The sequence below is a fragment of the Arthrobacter sp. B3I4 genome (genome assembly GCF_030816855.1).
Taxonomy (GTDB): domain Bacteria; phylum Actinomycetota; class Actinomycetes; order Actinomycetales; family Micrococcaceae; genus Arthrobacter.
In genome coordinates this window covers 2,736,624-2,750,881 of record NZ_JAUSYK010000001.1, presented here as the reverse complement: position 1 = coordinate 2,750,881, position 14,258 = coordinate 2,736,624, and the positions used below count along the sequence as shown (strand labels likewise).

Below are 14,258 nucleotides of genomic sequence, written 5' to 3'. Positions count from 1 at the left end.
GAAGCCAAGAGGAATTCTGCCCCTACGGGTCAGCCGCTCACAGGGTTTCCGCCGGGGTCCCGTAGAGTGCACCGAATGGACAGCGACGTGGGTACATGGTTCCTGGACCGCGCGGAGCGGGGGAACCCGACCACCGACGTGCAAGCGGGCGGCACCGGGTCGCCGGGCTGGTCGGAGGGCAATCTGGTGCGGCCCCTGGTTCACGGCGCGGCCTACTTCGCCCGGCTCCATGAGGAGCTGACCACCCTGCAGGCGGGAGACCGCGTCTGGTTCACTGACTGGCGCGGTGACGCTGATCAGCGGCTGCTGCCGGACGGACCGTCCATCGGTGACGTGCTGGCGGGAGCGGCACGCGCCGGAGTGGAAGTGCGCGGCCTTGTCTGGCGATCCCATGGTGAGCGGGTGTCGGCCCCGATCAGTGGCCGCTCCAACGAGCTCCTCAGCCGGCAGATCAACGACGCCGGCGGGGAAGTGTTGCTGGACCAGCGGGTGCGCCTGTTCGGTTCGCACCACCAGAAGCTGTTCGTCATCCGCCGTCGCGACGACCCGTCGCGCGACGTTGCCTTCGTGGGCGGGATTGACCTGTCCCACAGCCGCCGGGACGACGCCGACCACGCGGGCGATCCGCAAGCGGTGGACATGGATCCCCGGTACGGGAAGCGGCCCCCGTGGCACGACGCAGCGCTCGAACTGCGGGGCCCCGTCGTGGCTGACGTGCTGGCGGTGTTCGCCGAGCGGTGGAACGACCCCCATCCGCTGGACCGTCATACCCCTTACCGGATGCTGCTGCAACGCCTGGCCCGGATGCCCCGGCACCCCGAACCGCTGCCGGCCGCTGCGCCACCGCCGCCACCGGTCGGACCTCATGCCGTGCAGCTGCTGCGCACCTACGGCGTGAAACACCCGCCGTTCCCGTTCGCGCCCGAGGGGGAGCGCAGCATCGCCCGCGCCTACGCGAAAGCCTTCTCCCGCGCGCGGTCCTTGATCTACATCGAGGATCAGTACCTTTGGTCGCCCGAAGTCGCGGCCGGGATCGCGGAGGCCCTTGAGCGGAACCCGGACCTCAAGGTGATCGCCGTCGTGCCGCGCTACCCCGACTCCGATGGGCCTGTCAGCGGGCCGCCGAAGCGGATCGGGCAGCTGCGCGCCATCAGGAAACTCCGCGAGGCTGCTCCCGGCCGGGTCGGCGTGTTTGACCTGGAGAACAGCAAGGGAACCCCGATCTACGTCCACGCCAAGATCTGCATCATCGACGACACCTGGTTTACCTGCGGTTCAGACAACTTCAACCGCCGCTCCTGGACCACCGATAGCGAGCTCACCTGCGCCGTCTTCGACACCTCTGCCGGCGGCGGGGAACCGCAGGGCGAAGGGACGGGGCGCGAAGCTTCCGCGCCCTTGGCCCGCGGGCTGCGGCTCCAGCTTTGGGCCGAACACCTGGGCCTGGACCAGGGCGATCCTCGACTTCAGGATCCGGCGGCGGGGCTGGACCTGTGGAACGCCACCGCCGAAGCTGTCGACCGCTGGCACGAAGCCGGGCGCCGCCCGCCCCGGCCGCCTGGCCAGGCGCGCCGGCACAATCCGGAACCCGTGTCACCGCGCCAGCGTCTTTGGGCAGATCCGATCAGCCGGTTCATCATGGACCCGGACGGCCGCCCGCGCCGGCTGCGGGGCACGACCGAGTTCTAGGCAGGCGAAGGAGCGCGCCGGGCCCGGAGCGTTAGCATAGGTGCCACCGGGCTTCAGCAAGGGAGGGTGCATGCCGTACATCGTTGATTATGAGAAAGTTTCGACCGTTGGGGTGGAGTCGTCTCCTGTCGCTGACGCTCTCGCCGGGCTGCGCGCCAACGAGGCCCGCTATTACCGCAATAAGTACGGCCACGTCTTCACCGTGCACCCCGCCGGCGACGTTCCGGACGTGGTTGACCGGGTGAGCCGCATACTCAGGGAAGAGCGCGACATCGTTCTGGCGTCGCGCCCGCTGGAGGCGACCGCCTTCGAAGTCGACGGCCTGAGCATGGCCTACGTTTTCTATGAGTCCGGTTTAGCGGTCAACGTCATGTACAGCATCGACGACGGCGGCAAGAGGGCGGTCGGGTTCAAACTCGCTGAGGGCATGGAGATCCCGGAAGAATTGGCGGCCCGGTTCAAATTCGCCCGCCAGAAATCGAAACTGGCCGGCGTTATTCGCGGCTCTTACTTCGTCATCAAGGGCCAGTACTGATCCCGTAGCCGGGGGGGCGACGTCCGTTTTTTGGACTGTCCCGCCGGCCTGTTACGCGCCCGGAATGGGGTGCATGATGCAGAAGGGGTGGCCTGCCGGGTCAAGCAGTACGCGCCACCGGTCCGGGTTAGGCTGCGGGTCCGCCCGGCGGGCGCCCAACTCCAGAACCTGACGCTCCGCTGCCTCAAGATCTGTGACAGCAAATTCAAGGTGGAGTTGCTTCGGGACGCCCCCTTCGGGCCACACCGGGGGAACGTAACCGTCGACCCGTTGAAGTGTCAGCATGATCCCGGCACCCTTCAGGGCCACGAAATCCGCGGACTCATAGAACACCTCCGCGTCGAGCAACCGGCGGTAGAAGTCCGCCAGGACGGCGGGATCTGGGCAATCGATCGAAACTGCCGCGAGTCGAGCCAGCGCTGCCACCGAGTTTCCTTCCGCCGGTCTGCCATGGGTGGTCCCACTGTAGGCGGGACCGCCCGAACGCGCTAGTTACGGGAGTTCCGTCCCGCCCAGCCAGTCCATTCCCAAAGTCCCGGTCCTGGCATAGGGTAAGCGGCACCAGGCGACATCCGAGTGGACCTTGACCGGTACCGCGAACGCTGCCGGGGAAAGTACCAGCGTGTCCCAGAACGTACTAAGGAGACTCTCATGTTGCTTTGGATCGCCATCATCATCGCGGTGCTGTGGCTTCTCGGCCTGATCGGCAACATCGGCGGCGGGTTTATCCACCTGCTCCTGGTGATTGCCGTGATCGTCCTGATCATCCACTTTGTCCAGGGCAGGTCCCGGGCGTAGCTACGGCACTAGGCTCCGCGGTCCCCCTCCCCGCCGCCGTCGTCCCCGCCGCCGTCGGCGCCGCGGGCGTCGTCTCCGGGGGCGGGGCGCGGACTGTTGCCGAATGACACGAGACGGGCCTGCATCTCCCAGTAAGACGTCGCAGCCGGCGTCTGCCTGCCGTCGCGGAGGGCGGTCGCGACGTTCACCGCCGCGTCAACCGCCGCACGGTACGGCAGGGAGCCGGAACTGACCCGCCGGACCCCCAGTTCACCCAGATCGGCGACCGTCAGCGTCGGGTGAGCCAGCACGTTGACCGGCAGTCCCACGCCGGCGGTAATGTTCCGGATGTCTTCCGGGACCACGAGTCCGGGCACGAAGATCCCGTCCGCGCCGGCGTCGGCGTAGACCCCGGCGCGCAGCAGCACGGCATCCACCGTCGCTTGTTCGCCGAACCAGATGTTGTCGACCCGGGCGTTGACGAAGACGGCCGGGCTGCGTTGCTTGACGGCGGCAACCTTGTCGGCAAAGGCTGCCGGATCGACCAGGTGCCCGGCCGTGCTGTCTTCCAGGTTGATCCCGGCCACCCCCAGGTCGGCCAGGTGCGCTACGAAGCCGGCAACCTCGGCGGGGTCATCGGAGTACCCGTCCTCGATGTCCGCCGTGATGTGCACGGGCAGGCGGCACAACTGCGACACCAGCGCGGCCGTCGCCGCTTTGCTCGACCGGCCGCCGTCCGGCAAGCCGGCGCTTGCGGCGATCCCGAAGCTGGTGGTGCCGATGGCGGGGAAACCCGCCGCGGCAAATGCCACGCCGGTTCCCACGTCCCATGCATTGGGCAGCAACAAAGGGCTGCCAGCGTGGTGGAGTTCCTGAAAAGTGGGCATGTCACTCCCATCCCGGGCCCCGGCGGGTGGACCCAGGCCCAGTCTACAAACGCCACCGGGCACCGCAAGGGTCCAGCGGAACCGCGGTTCAGCAGGCCCGTCTGATCAGCCGCCGCAGGACTTGCCGGTGAAGCAGGCCCGTTTTTTGGCGGTCGTCTGCTGAGATGAATGAATGGAGGAATAGGGGCTGCAATGACGGGCCGGGTCCACTCACCCGGCCTTCACCTTGATCGAAAGGACGACAGGATGAACACGCAACGCACGGTCGCGGTACTGGGCACCGGCATCATGGGGGCCGCCATGGCCCGGAACCTGCTGCGGGCCGGCCACGAGGTCCGGGTATGGAACCGGGACCAGGCCAAGACCGCCCCGCTCGCCGACGCCGGGGCCCAGGTTGCCTCGTCCCCGGCCGAGGCGGTCGCCGGCGCCGAGGTGGTTGTGACTATGTTGTACGACGCTGCAGCCGTCACCGAGGTGATCCGGCAGGCAGCCCCGGGAGTGAGCCCGGGCACCGCATGGGTGCAGTCCACCACCGTCGGGGTACACGACGTCGCCGCCCTCGCCGCCCTGGCGGAGGTGGTGGGCCTCGATCTGGTGGAGGCGCCTGTTTCCGGTACCCGTGAGCCTGCCGAGGCAGGGCAGCTTCTGGTCATCGCGGCCGGACCCGAGGCGGTGCGTGAGCGCGTAGCGCCGGTTCTGGACGCAATCGGCGCCCGGACCGTCTGGACCGGTGAGGATCCGTCCGCGGGCTCGGCCGCTCGGCTCAAGCTAGTGGTGAACAGCTGGGTCATCGCTGCGTCGAACGCTGCCGGCGAAATCCTGGCCCTGGCGGAGGCACTCGGGGTGGAGCCCCAGCAGTTCTTTAACCTGATCGACGGCGGCGGCCTCGATCTGCCGTTCCTGCGGGCCAAGGCGGGCCTTGTCCTCGAAGACCGGCTGGAACCTGCGTCCTTCGCGGTCGACACCTCCCTGAAGGACGCCCGCCTCATCCTCGACGCCGCCCGCGAGCACGGTCTCCGGCTCGACGGCGCCGAAGCGTCTGCCGCACGGCTGGCGCGGGTCGCTTCCCAGGGCCGGTCAAAGCAGGATATGGCCGCCGCTTATTACGCCAGCACCCAGCAGGATGCCTAAGGCGCTGTTGGCGACGTCAGGATCCAGCCTCTTCATCCCTACACTGGTGTCTCAGAAGGTGATCCGCAGTTGCTGGATCCGGCAGGCTGGCACCACGCCCGACAAGAAAGTATCCCGATGACCCAGACGCACAAGATTGCCGTGATCGCCGGCGACGGAATCGGCCAGGAAGTCGTTCCGCAAGGCCTCCGGGCCCTGGAAGCGGCGGCAGAAGCCTTCGATTTCACGCTGCAGACCACCGCCTTTGACTTTGCCAACGGCGAATATTACCTGAAACACGGGAAGATGCTTCCCGACAACTGGTTCGACCAGCTCAGCGGCTTCGATGCCATCTTCTTCGGCGCCGTCGGCTCCCCGGACACCGTCCCGGACCACATCTCGTTATGGGGCAGTCTGCTGCAGTTCCGGCGGCACTTTGACCAGTACGTGAACCTGCGGCCGGTGAAACTGCTCGCCGGCGTCAAGAGCCCGCTGGCGGACCGGGTCCCCGGGGACATTGACTTCTACGTCGTCCGCGAGAACACCGAGGGTGAGTACTCCAGCATCGGCGGGCGGATGTTCGAAGGCACCGACAGGGAAACTGTCCTCCAGGAAACGGTGATGACCCGGACCGGTGTTGACCGCATCCTGAAGTACGCGTTCGACCTCGCCGACAGCCGCCCCAAGAAGCACCTGACGTCCGCCACGAAGAGCAATGGCATCTCGATCACCATGCCGTACTGGGACGAACGGGTCGAAGCGATGGCGAAAAACTTCGGCGACGTCAGGACCGACAGCTACCACATCGACATTCTCACGGCGAACTTCGTGCTGCACCCGGAAAGGTTCGACGTCGTCGTTGCGAGCAACCTTTTCGGCGACATTCTGTCCGACCTGGGGCCTGCCTGCACGGGCACCATCGGCATCGCGCCTAGCGGCAACATCAACCCCGAACGCCGGTTCCCGAGCCTTTTCGAACCGGTGCACGGATCAGCGCCGGACATCGCGGGCAAGGGCATCGCCAATCCGGTCGGCCAGATCTGGAGTGCGGCGATGATGCTGCAGCACCTCGGCGAGGGTGCCGCTGCTGCCGCGGTCGTGCAGGCCTTCGAGAACGTCCTGGCACGGGGCGGGGAAGCGCTCACCCCGGACCTGGGCGGCAGCGGCAGCACCGAACTGCTGGGCAAGACCATCGCGGACGAGATCCGCGCCGTGGCAGCGAACGGCTGAGAAGGTAGGCCGACGGCGTAGCGGGCGTCAGTTGACGTTGCGCGGCGTGCGTCCTGGCGGCAGGGACTGAGCGGGGAGCACCACCTTGGGCGGAACCGTTGCCGGCGCGGTGGAGGTACCGGCGGGCTTCAACGGAGGTGCGGGAGCCGGGCAGGCGACGTTGTAGTCGAGGTCTGCTTCCACGTATTGCACCAGCACGACGGACGCGCCCGGTGCCAGCGGCGGGTCAGCGCAGGCCGCCAGCGCTGACGCCGTCGAGTCCGCCCCGGGGATCCACTCCTTCAGCGTGGACAGGATACTGGCCGGGCCGACGTCGCCGGCGATGACAGCGAACTGGTACGCCGTGGAGTAGAGCCCGACCTCCGCTCCGATACTGTGCAGGTACGCGGTCATGCCCTCCAGATCGGCTGTGTTGGCCGCGGTGTCGGATGACCAGCTGTTCTCGGTCTCGACGTCCAGCCACCACACCCGGTGCGCCGGCTCGGGGACGCCGCGGGAATTGACGTCGTCGAAGGCCATGGCGTAGCCGTACAGGTAGGCACATGCTGCAGTGGAGGCGCCGTCGCACATGCCGTACGGGTTGGTGATGTCTTTTCCGCCGTAGCTGTTCGACGCGGGCCACCACCCCGACCCGTCGGGGCCCGGGTTGGCCGTGTTGACGTACACCGGAACCGGCGTCCCGGCCATGGCCGCGGCGGTGCCGCCGGCCCAGGTGAGTTGTGCGGCCAGGCATGGATTCGTGGTCTCCGGCCGGCCGCCGTTGACGCCGATAACGGCGAAGCCCAGCGGGTCCGGCAGTTCACCGTCGCACTGCGGCCAGGAGACGTCATTGCCGACAGCCGGCCCGTGCCGGGCGGGGTCTTCCGGCTGGGCCGCTGCGGTCAGGGCCGGACCGGCCTGCAACGCGAGCGTCAGGCAGGCCAGGGCGAGTAGCTTTCCCTGATTCATTGACCGACCCCGATTCCTGTCACCGGCAGCAGGACCCCGGCGGCCCACATTGCATCCTAGGAACCTTCGCCGGCTCCGGTCACGGGTGGTCGTTACCGGAGTTCAGAGGCCAAAGCTACGCCGGACCACTTGGTTTCTACTTGTGCGGCCGGTTTGGGGCGCAACGGGGCGCCGGCGGGGGCGTCAAGTCCGTGTGCGCCCCGGCCATTCCTTGCCTGCCCAAGGGTCGTAGTCGGCGATGAGTTCTTCCTGCGGCGGACGCTGCTGGTCGGGGACGTGCTGCAGGTTCACCCGGACCCGGTACCAGAGCGAACTGGACCCGCGCATCCCGTCAACGAGGGCGTCGGCGGGATGTAGTGCCCGTGCGGCCTCCCCATGCCGGGTCTTCCATTCCTCGAGGGCCGCCAGTGCCTCAGGTTTGGTTTTGGTGCGCGCCACTTCGATGAGGGGCATGACTGACTGCCTGCGGCCGGAGCCGTCGACACCGCGGGGCGGTTTCTCGGCGGGGCCGAGCTCGGCCGCGAGGGCGAGGAGCCCGTCGAGGGAGCCGACGGCGTCGTCAATCCCGGCGTGCGGGTCGCCGCCGTCGGCGAAGCGCCCCGGAACCGTCACTACGGTGAACTGCTCCGGCCGTGCGGAGCGTACTTCCTCCCAGCTGAGCGGTGTCGAGACCCGGGCGTCGGGCAGGGCACGGATTGAATAGGCCGACGCCACGGTGCGGTCCTTGGCGTTCTGGTTGAAGTCGACGAAGACGCTCTCGCCGCGCTCTTCCTTCCACCACCGCGCGGTGGCAAGGCCGGGGGCGCGGTTCTCGACCTCGCGGGCGAGGGTCTCGGCTGCGAGCCGCACGTCCCGGTAGGTCCACTTCGGCGCGAGCCGCACCAAGATGTGGAGGCCGCGTGAGCCGCTCGTTTTCGGCCACCCCACCAGCCCGACGTCGTCAAGCACCTCCTGCGCCGCGTAGGCGACGTCTACGATCTGGGACCAGTCGACCCCCGGCATCGGATCCAGGTCCACGCGGAGCTCGTCAGGGTGCTCGAGATCCTCGGCGCGCACGGGGTGCGGGTTGAGGTCCAGGCAGCCAAGGTTCACGACCCATGCCAGGCCGGCCGCGTCCCGGATGACTGCCTCTTCGGCCGACGTCCCCGAGGCGTAGTGCAGCGTGGCAGTGTCAATGAAGTCGGGGTGGTTTTCGGGCACGCGCTTTTGGAAAAAAGGTTCAGCGCCGATGCCTTTCGGGAAGCGCTTGAGCACCATGGGCCGTCCGCCGGCGCCGCGCAGCGCACCGTCCGCGACGGCCAGGTAGTAGCGGACCAGGTCCAGTTTGGTCAGCCCGGGTTCGGGGAACACCACCTTGTCCGGACTTGAGATGCGGACCTCGTGGCCGGCAACCTCAAGGATCTCGGCGGGGGCTTTCGACGGGGTCATCCGGACCGCCACCCGTTCTCTGCGTGCTGGGCGGGGGCCGTGTCCGGCGGTTGTTCCGTCCAGCCCGGCGGGTCGTACTTACTCCCGGCTCCATCCCTGGCGGCATCGGCGGAGTAGGCGTTCTCAGTGGTCACGGTGTCCACGTCTAAGGAAGCGGGCCGGGGGCCAATGTCACTGATCGCCATGGTGGGGACGGTCCTTTCTCGGCGGGGTCGGTCCGGGACGACCGATGACCCACGGACGCCGTGCGGGGCCCGCGGGTGGAGGACCTCCCGGCGTCGAACACTCCGAACCTACGAGCCCGGCACCGGGCCGTCAAGCACCCGGCGCCCCGCAGTGGCACCCTGGTGCCCGGCTGGGACGGGAATTTCCGGCAACCGCACGCGTTAGGTCTGGGTATGAAAGCTATTGTGTACCGCGCCACTGGTGATCCGTCGGTTCTCGAGCTGGTCGACCGGGAGGTCCGCGACCCCGGTCCGGGGGAGGTGCGGGTCCGTCTTGCGGTCTCCGCGGTGAACCCCACGGACTGGAAGTCACGCCGGGGCGCCACCGCCGGCAGCCCGCTCCCGTTTCCGGAGGTCGTGCCCAACCAGGACGGGGCGGGCACGGTGGACGCCCTGGGCGCCGGCGTTGACCGGTTCCAGCTGGGGGACCCGGTCTGGGTGGCGCTGGCCGCCTACCAGAGGGCGGACGGCGGGACGGCCCAGGAATTCACAGTTCTGCCGGCCGAGCACGTTTTTGCCCTTCCCGCCGGCGCGGGGTTCGACGTCGGTGCGAGCCTGGGTGTTCCGGCCATCACCGCCTGGCGGGCGCTGACCGTCGCCGAGGACGGTCCCCGGCGGCTGCGTCCCGGCGCTCTGGATGGCAAGGTCGTACTCGTGGCCGGAGGCGCGGGAGCGGTGGGCCACGCCGCCATTCAGCTTGCCCGATGGGCCGGCGCAACGGTGGTCACCACCGTTAGCGGCCCCGCGAAGGCTGCGCTGGTCCGCAGCGCCGGCGCCCACCACATCGTCAACTACAAGGACGCCGACGCGGCCGCACAGATCCGGAGCATCGCGCCGGAGGGGGTGGACCTGATCGTAGAGGTCTCCCCGGCGCAGAACGCCGAACTCGATTTGGCCGTGATCCGCAACCGCGGTTCGGTGGCCGTGTACGCCAACAACGGCGGGGATACCGTGAGCCTGGACGTGCGCAAGCATTTCAGCCTGAACGTCCGGTACCAGTTTGTGCTGCTGTACACCGTCGGCATGGACGCGGTGCGAGCTGCCGCCGAAGACATCAATCTGGCCGTAGCCGACGGGGCACTGCCGGTGGGGGAGGACGCCGGACTGCCGCTGCACCGCTTTGACCTGCCCCGCACGGCCGAGGCCCACGCGGCGGTGGAAGCCGGTGTTGTGGGCAAGGTCCTGATCGACGTGGCGCCCGTCTAGCCTGGACGCGGCCCCTGGCTGGCTTCCACGCCCGCTGACGCCGGCTTCCACGCCCGGTGACGCTGGCTCCGGTGACGCCGGGCCCGTGACGCTGGTCCCGGTGGCGCTGGCTCAGGCGGTCGAGCCCTCGTTCGCCTTGGCACGGATGAACTCGTGGTCCTCCGGAGAGAGAACCTTCTCGCCGTGCTGGCTGTCCGTGAGGTCTTCCCCCGTCTCCCTGGTGACGACGGTGGTGAGGGTCCGGGGGAGGATCTGGCATCCGGGGTTGTCCATGAGCCATTTCCGGGTGGCCGGATCCAAGCGGTCCCAGTGGTCCCTGATGTTCATTTGGCGATCCCGCCTTCCTGCTCGCTGTGAGCTTTGCGGGAGCACCACGGCGTATGGCGCTTACCCCAGCTCACAAGTTAACGCCCCGCCGAAGCCGAAGACTAGGGCCAAAGTCCCGAAAGCCACGCAGCCGCCCTGTTTGGTCAGGGCTCGATGTCGCGCCCGCCCGCGCCCGGGCCGTGTCCGCGGTGGGCCAGGTGGTGGGTGCGGGCGGTGAGGTAGAGCCGATGGGCCGTGATGACGAACGCCAGCCACGCGGCGCCCAGGGCCCACGCGGCGAGGACGTCGGTGAGCCAGTGGTGGCCCAGGTACACCCGGCTGAGCCCGATCGTGATGGCGAACGCCGCCGCGAGGAGCGCTGTGATGAGCCGGGCGCGGGGCGACTTCAGTCGCAGGATGATGAGGTAGGCGACGATCCCAGCAATAACGACGGCGTTCAGCGAGTGGCCGCTGGGGAAGGAAGCCGAGTGTTCGTACGGCGGAACGGCATCCGACAGCGGCGGGCGGGTCCTTCCGACGAGTGACTTGCCCGCGATGGTCATGAGCAGCGACCCTGCGCCGGCGACGACGATCAGGATCACCGGAGTCCAGGAGCGGCGCCGCAGGGCGAGGATCGTCATAACGGTGACGGCGAGGATCGGCATGCCGATGGTGCCGCCGACGTCGGTGTAGCCGGTCGTGACGATGTCCAATTCGGGCGAGCGCAGGGTCTTGGCCGCCGCCAGGACGGGATGGTCCAGACCTGCGACGCCGTCGGCTTCGACGACCGACTCGTAGACCTGGGCGAACACCGCAGTAAGCGAGGCAGCAAGGGCCGCGCCAATGGCAAGGGTGAGGATCAGGGCCGCATGCGGCCCGAGAGCCCGGCTGATCCGCCCGACCACCGCGGCCAGGAACCGGCCAAGCCGGGTGTCCCAGCGCGTGAGGTCGCTGCTCCCGACAAACCGGTCTTGCCTGACTTCGCCCTGCACGCCGCCGTCGGGCGACTGCTTCTTCTCCAGCGTCATGCTTCTTGCCTTTCAACTCCGGCGACCCTAAATAATAAGCAACCTTAGCATCGCGGAGGGCCGTCAATAGGTCGTGGCATTCGCCAGGATGAGGGGCGGCAGCGGAGTCTGAGTGAAATCAAAGGCCTTGGTCAGGTCTCCGAGCTGCGGATTCGTTTCCCTGACGCCGGGGCGTGGGTCGGGGCGTCCGTCGGTCGCGGGATCGAGGCGTTGGCCGTGCAGGAAGTCGTCCTCGATGAACTTGATGTAGGCGTCGTGGCTTAGCGTCTGATGGTCGATGTACCCCTTCTTCGCGTACGGACTGATGATCAGGCCGGGAACCCGGAGGCCGTAGCCGTTTTCGTCGGCGGTCGGCGGCGCGACGTGGTCGTAGAACCCGCCCCAGTCGTCCCAGGTCAGGAAGATGGCCGTGCTGTCCCAGTCGGGTCCGGACATGACGGCATTGACGAGCCCTGCGACGTACGCCTGTCCGGCGCTGATGGTGGCGGGTGCGTGTTCGCTGACTTTGTTGGTAGGGGCCACCCAGCTGACCGCGGGGAGGGTGCCGTTGCGGGCTGCGTCGTAGAAGTTGCCCAGCCCCTGGATGTTGCCCAGTTCGCCGTCCTCCTTGACGGTGTCGAAGTACAGCAGGGGATTCCACAGTCCGGGGGTCTTCGCGTCCTGCTTCACCGGGGCGCAAGTGGCAGCGTCGTTCCGGCAGTCCGGTTCCGTGCCGTTGAACACGTAGTAGGCCCAGGGGACGTGCTGCTGGTGGAGCAGGTAGGTCAGATCAGTCCAGGCATAGTCAGGCAGCTCCAGCTTCTTGGCGGTATCACTGAGCTTCTTCTTCAAGGGGGCGGGCACGGGGGCGGCGTCGACGGCGGCCTGGCAGGTCGGGTAGGAATCGGTGGGTTTGCAGCTGGTGCTGATCAACTGGTCGATCTGGCCGGCCAGGTCGGGGCTGATGCCGGCGGCCTTCAGGGCGTCCTGACAGGGCTGGAGATCCAGGCCGGACCGGCATTTGCCGATCAGGGTGTTTTGGATGATCTCCGGGTCGGGGCCGCTGTCCGGGTTCTGCAGGGCATTGACGCAGGAGGCGGGATCCCCGGCGGTGCTGCACTTGGCCGACCATTCGGACACCAGGTACAGGTGGGCGGGCAGGCTCCAGGCTGCCGCTGAGGCGAACAAGTGGTCCTGGAGCGTGAAGTTCCGGGCGTAGGCCCAGTAGTTGGGGAGGTCCTGTCCGTCGTGGTAACCCATGACGTCGGTCTTCTTGGTCCCGTAAGGGCAGGCGGCCGCCGTTGCGCCGCACCCGGCGAGGCCCTTTTCCGCCTGGACGACAAAGCCGTCCATGGCACCGTGGTCCACGTCGGCGAGCTCGTCGGAATGGCTGTGCGGGGCACCGGCATTGCTGTCCGCCGGATTGTGGAACGGCCGGGCACAGCTGCCGTGACCCGGATCGGGCAGGCAGACCGAGGGTTCCCCGTTCTGCATCGGGATGCCGTCCGCGCCCGGGAAGGTGCCGAAGTAGCTGTCGAAAGAGCGGTTCTCCTGGGTAATGATCACCACGTGCTTGATCTTGGAGATACCCGCGGCGGGCGCCGAGAACAGGCCGGGGCCGGTCAACGGGTTGCCGGTCAGGACCGCGGCAAGCAGGCCGAGGACGGCCAGCGCGGCAACAGCCGCCACGACCCTGCGGCGATGCGAGGCGGTATTGAGCCGGAGAGCACCGCCAAGGATCCGTGGGCCGGAGGTGCGGGGTCGTCGTGCCATGGCCGTGTCCTCTCAGTGGGCCCGGTAGACGTCGGCCCCGAAGGCGTTGACCCCGGGTTCGCCTGCGCCGGCCAGGCGGGGGAGGGAGAAGATGTCCTCCACGCTGGCCAGCAGGCTGTAGTGGTTGTAGGGCAGCTCCGAGGTGGTGCCTGCGGCCGCGAAGGGCGAAAGCACCAGGGCGCCGACCTTTCCGCCGCCGGTGCCTCCGGCGACGCCGGTCGCGGGCCCGACAGCGCCGCCGTCGGCCTCGTCAAAGGTGATCACGAGCATGCCGTCCTGCCGGAAAGCGGGGGACGCCAGGATCGCCGGAACCTGGCGCTTTAGCCAGTCATCAGCGGTCGGCAGGCCGCCGGAAGTTCCGTCCGCGCACGGACTGTCATGGCCGTCGTGGCAGAGGTTGGGCGTGATGTAGGAGAGGTTGCGGGTGGTGTCAACGGACCGCAGGTCCCGCTGGAGCGCGGCGAAGTTCACGACGTTCTTGGCGCAGTCCGCGGTTGAGGTGATGGAACGGAAGTAGACGAAGGGGTTGTGCCGGGTGCCGTACTGGTCGTCCGGGGTGGCTTTGACGTGCCCGTCCTCGGCGGCGAGGGCCGGGTGCTGGCAGGGCGAGCCCATGTCCTCCATGTAGCCGCGCCAGGTTTTGCCGGCCTGGCTGAGCTGCCCGGCGAGGGTGGGCACCTGGGCGGGAAAGACGCACCCCTCGCCCTGCAGTCGGCCCTCGGAGTCGACGCCCGAGGATTCGAAGGGCGAGTAGGTGTGGCAGTCGTGCTCGGTGCTGCTGTTCGGCGGCTGACCGGAGATCTGGGCCAGGTAGTTCGGCAGGGAGTTGTGCGAAATTCCGTAGTAGTTGCTCAGCAGCACCCCTTGCGACCGCAGGGTTCCGGCCAGATAGGGGGCGGCGGACCCGCTGCCCCACACCCGGTCGTAGCGCTTGTTTTCAAGGTTGATCACGAAGATGTGCCCTGGCGTGCCGGCCCGCGGGGCCTGGGGGCCGGGTTGCTGCTGGCAGCCCGCGGCAGCCAGCAGCACGGACATCAGCAGGACGATCACGGAAAGTCGCCGACGGAGCCCGGACCGGCCGGCCTGGACTTTGAGCGGTTGGGTTTGGACTCGCACCTCTAAGCTCCTGACTTCCGGG

Annotated in this window: 14 protein-coding genes; 6 read left to right on the top strand and 8 right to left on the bottom strand. The window is 68.1% G+C overall.

Annotated features, from left to right (window positions below; genetic code table 11):
- The first annotated feature begins 75 nt into the window (after positions 1-75).
- Entirely contained in the window at positions 76-1,689 is a 1,614-nt protein-coding gene (locus tag QFZ61_RS13065) for a phospholipase D-like domain-containing protein (protein WP_307036683.1), read from the top strand.
- A 70-nt stretch (positions 1,690-1,759) separates the two neighbouring features.
- Positions 1,760-2,224 carry a phage tail protein gene (locus QFZ61_RS13060; RefSeq protein WP_307036681.1) on the top strand — a complete coding sequence of 155 codons (465 nt, stop codon included), beginning with the start codon at positions 1,760-1,762 and terminating at the stop codon, positions 2,222-2,224.
- 51 nt (positions 2,225-2,275) lie between these two features.
- On the opposite strand, the gene QFZ61_RS13055 is transcribed toward QFZ61_RS13060, so the two are convergent.
- On the bottom strand, positions 2,276-2,650 hold the full coding sequence (locus QFZ61_RS13055; RefSeq protein ID WP_307036679.1) for a VOC family protein: 375 nt from the start codon (positions 2,648-2,650) through the stop codon (positions 2,276-2,278).
- A gap of 225 nt (positions 2,651-2,875) precedes the next feature.
- Between QFZ61_RS13055 and QFZ61_RS13050 the strand changes: the two genes are divergently transcribed.
- On the top strand, positions 2,876-3,022 hold the full coding sequence (locus QFZ61_RS13050) for a lmo0937 family membrane protein (RefSeq protein ID WP_307036678.1): 147 nt from the start codon (positions 2,876-2,878) through the stop codon (positions 3,020-3,022).
- Between the two features lie 8 nt (positions 3,023-3,030).
- Here QFZ61_RS13050 and QFZ61_RS13045 read toward each other — a convergent pair whose 3' ends face one another.
- Complete coding sequence (locus QFZ61_RS13045; protein WP_307036676.1) at positions 3,031-3,888, bottom strand: isocitrate lyase/phosphoenolpyruvate mutase family protein; 858 nt, start codon at positions 3,886-3,888, stop codon at positions 3,031-3,033.
- A gap of 246 nt (positions 3,889-4,134) precedes the next feature.
- Here QFZ61_RS13045 and QFZ61_RS13040 point away from each other — a divergent pair, with 246 nt between their 5' ends.
- Complete coding sequence (locus QFZ61_RS13040) at positions 4,135-5,019, top strand: NAD(P)-dependent oxidoreductase (protein WP_307036674.1); 885 nt, start codon at positions 4,135-4,137, stop codon at positions 5,017-5,019.
- 117 nt (positions 5,020-5,136) lie between these two features.
- Positions 5,137-6,228 (top strand): tartrate dehydrogenase, encoded by a 1,092-nt coding sequence (locus QFZ61_RS13035; RefSeq protein ID WP_307036672.1) that lies wholly within the window; start codon positions 5,137-5,139, stop codon positions 6,226-6,228.
- A 27-nt stretch (positions 6,229-6,255) separates the two neighbouring features.
- On the opposite strand, the gene QFZ61_RS13030 is transcribed toward QFZ61_RS13035, so the two are convergent.
- Positions 6,256-7,176, bottom strand: coding sequence for a hypothetical protein (locus tag QFZ61_RS13030; protein ID WP_307036670.1), 921 nt, complete (start codon positions 7,174-7,176; stop codon positions 6,256-6,258).
- A 183-nt stretch (positions 7,177-7,359) separates the two neighbouring features.
- Positions 7,360-8,604: a non-homologous end-joining DNA ligase gene (gene ligD, locus QFZ61_RS13025; protein WP_307036668.1), complete on the bottom strand. Its 1,245-nt coding sequence runs from the start codon at positions 8,602-8,604 to the stop codon at positions 7,360-7,362.
- 398 nt (positions 8,605-9,002) lie between these two features.
- Between ligD and QFZ61_RS13020 the strand changes: the two genes are divergently transcribed.
- The gene (locus QFZ61_RS13020; RefSeq protein WP_307036666.1) at positions 9,003-10,034 is read left to right on the top strand and encodes an NADPH:quinone reductase; all 1,032 of its coding nucleotides are present in this window, start codon (positions 9,003-9,005) and stop codon (positions 10,032-10,034) included.
- Positions 10,035-10,145: 111 nt separating this feature from the next.
- On the opposite strand, the gene QFZ61_RS13015 is transcribed toward QFZ61_RS13020, so the two are convergent.
- From QFZ61_RS13015 to QFZ61_RS13000, 4 genes are all read right to left on the bottom strand, one after another.
- Positions 10,146-10,361, bottom strand: a complete 216-nt coding sequence (locus QFZ61_RS13015) for a hypothetical protein (RefSeq protein ID WP_307036664.1) — start codon at positions 10,359-10,361, stop codon at positions 10,146-10,148.
- 143 nt (positions 10,362-10,504) lie between these two features.
- Positions 10,505-11,368 (bottom strand): phosphatase PAP2 family protein, encoded by an 864-nt coding sequence (locus QFZ61_RS13010; protein ID WP_307036662.1) that lies wholly within the window; start codon positions 11,366-11,368, stop codon positions 10,505-10,507.
- 63 nt (positions 11,369-11,431) lie between these two features.
- The gene (locus QFZ61_RS13005) at positions 11,432-13,120 is read right to left on the bottom strand and encodes a phospholipase C (protein ID WP_307036661.1); all 1,689 of its coding nucleotides are present in this window, start codon (positions 13,118-13,120) and stop codon (positions 11,432-11,434) included.
- Positions 13,121-13,132: 12 nt separating this feature from the next.
- Positions 13,133-14,236 (bottom strand): alkaline phosphatase family protein, encoded by a 1,104-nt coding sequence (locus QFZ61_RS13000; RefSeq protein ID WP_307036659.1) that lies wholly within the window; start codon positions 14,234-14,236, stop codon positions 13,133-13,135.
- Positions 14,237-14,258 lie beyond the last annotated feature (22 nt).

Excerpts from the sequence above, each read along its gene's own strand:
- QFZ61_RS13065 (WP_307036683.1), top strand. The coding sequence starts at position 76 with ATGGACAGCGACGTGGGTACATGGTTCCTGGACCGCGCGGAGCGGGGG.
- QFZ61_RS13060 (WP_307036681.1), top strand. The coding sequence starts at position 1,760 with ATGCCGTACATCGTTGATTATGAGAAAGTTTCGACCGTTGGGGTGGAG.
- QFZ61_RS13050 (WP_307036678.1), top strand. The coding sequence starts at position 2,876 with ATGTTGCTTTGGATCGCCATCATCATCGCGGTGCTGTGGCTTCTCGGC.
- QFZ61_RS13045 (WP_307036676.1), bottom strand. The coding sequence starts at position 3,888 with ATGCCCACTTTTCAGGAACTCCACCACGCTGGCAGCCCTTTGTTGCTG.
- QFZ61_RS13040 (WP_307036674.1), top strand. The coding sequence starts at position 4,135 with ATGAACACGCAACGCACGGTCGCGGTACTGGGCACCGGCATCATGGGG.
- QFZ61_RS13035 (WP_307036672.1), top strand. The coding sequence starts at position 5,137 with ATGACCCAGACGCACAAGATTGCCGTGATCGCCGGCGACGGAATCGGC.
- QFZ61_RS13030 (WP_307036670.1), bottom strand. The coding sequence starts at position 7,176 with ATGAATCAGGGAAAGCTACTCGCCCTGGCCTGCCTGACGCTCGCGTTG.
- ligD (WP_307036668.1), bottom strand. The coding sequence starts at position 8,604 with ATGACCCCGTCGAAAGCCCCCGCCGAGATCCTTGAGGTTGCCGGCCAC.
- QFZ61_RS13020 (WP_307036666.1), top strand. The coding sequence starts at position 9,003 with ATGAAAGCTATTGTGTACCGCGCCACTGGTGATCCGTCGGTTCTCGAG.
- QFZ61_RS13015 (WP_307036664.1), bottom strand. The coding sequence starts at position 10,361 with ATGAACATCAGGGACCACTGGGACCGCTTGGATCCGGCCACCCGGAAA.
- QFZ61_RS13010 (WP_307036662.1), bottom strand. The coding sequence starts at position 11,368 with ATGACGCTGGAGAAGAAGCAGTCGCCCGACGGCGGCGTGCAGGGCGAA.
- QFZ61_RS13005 (WP_307036661.1), bottom strand. The coding sequence starts at position 13,120 with ATGGCACGACGACCCCGCACCTCCGGCCCACGGATCCTTGGCGGTGCT.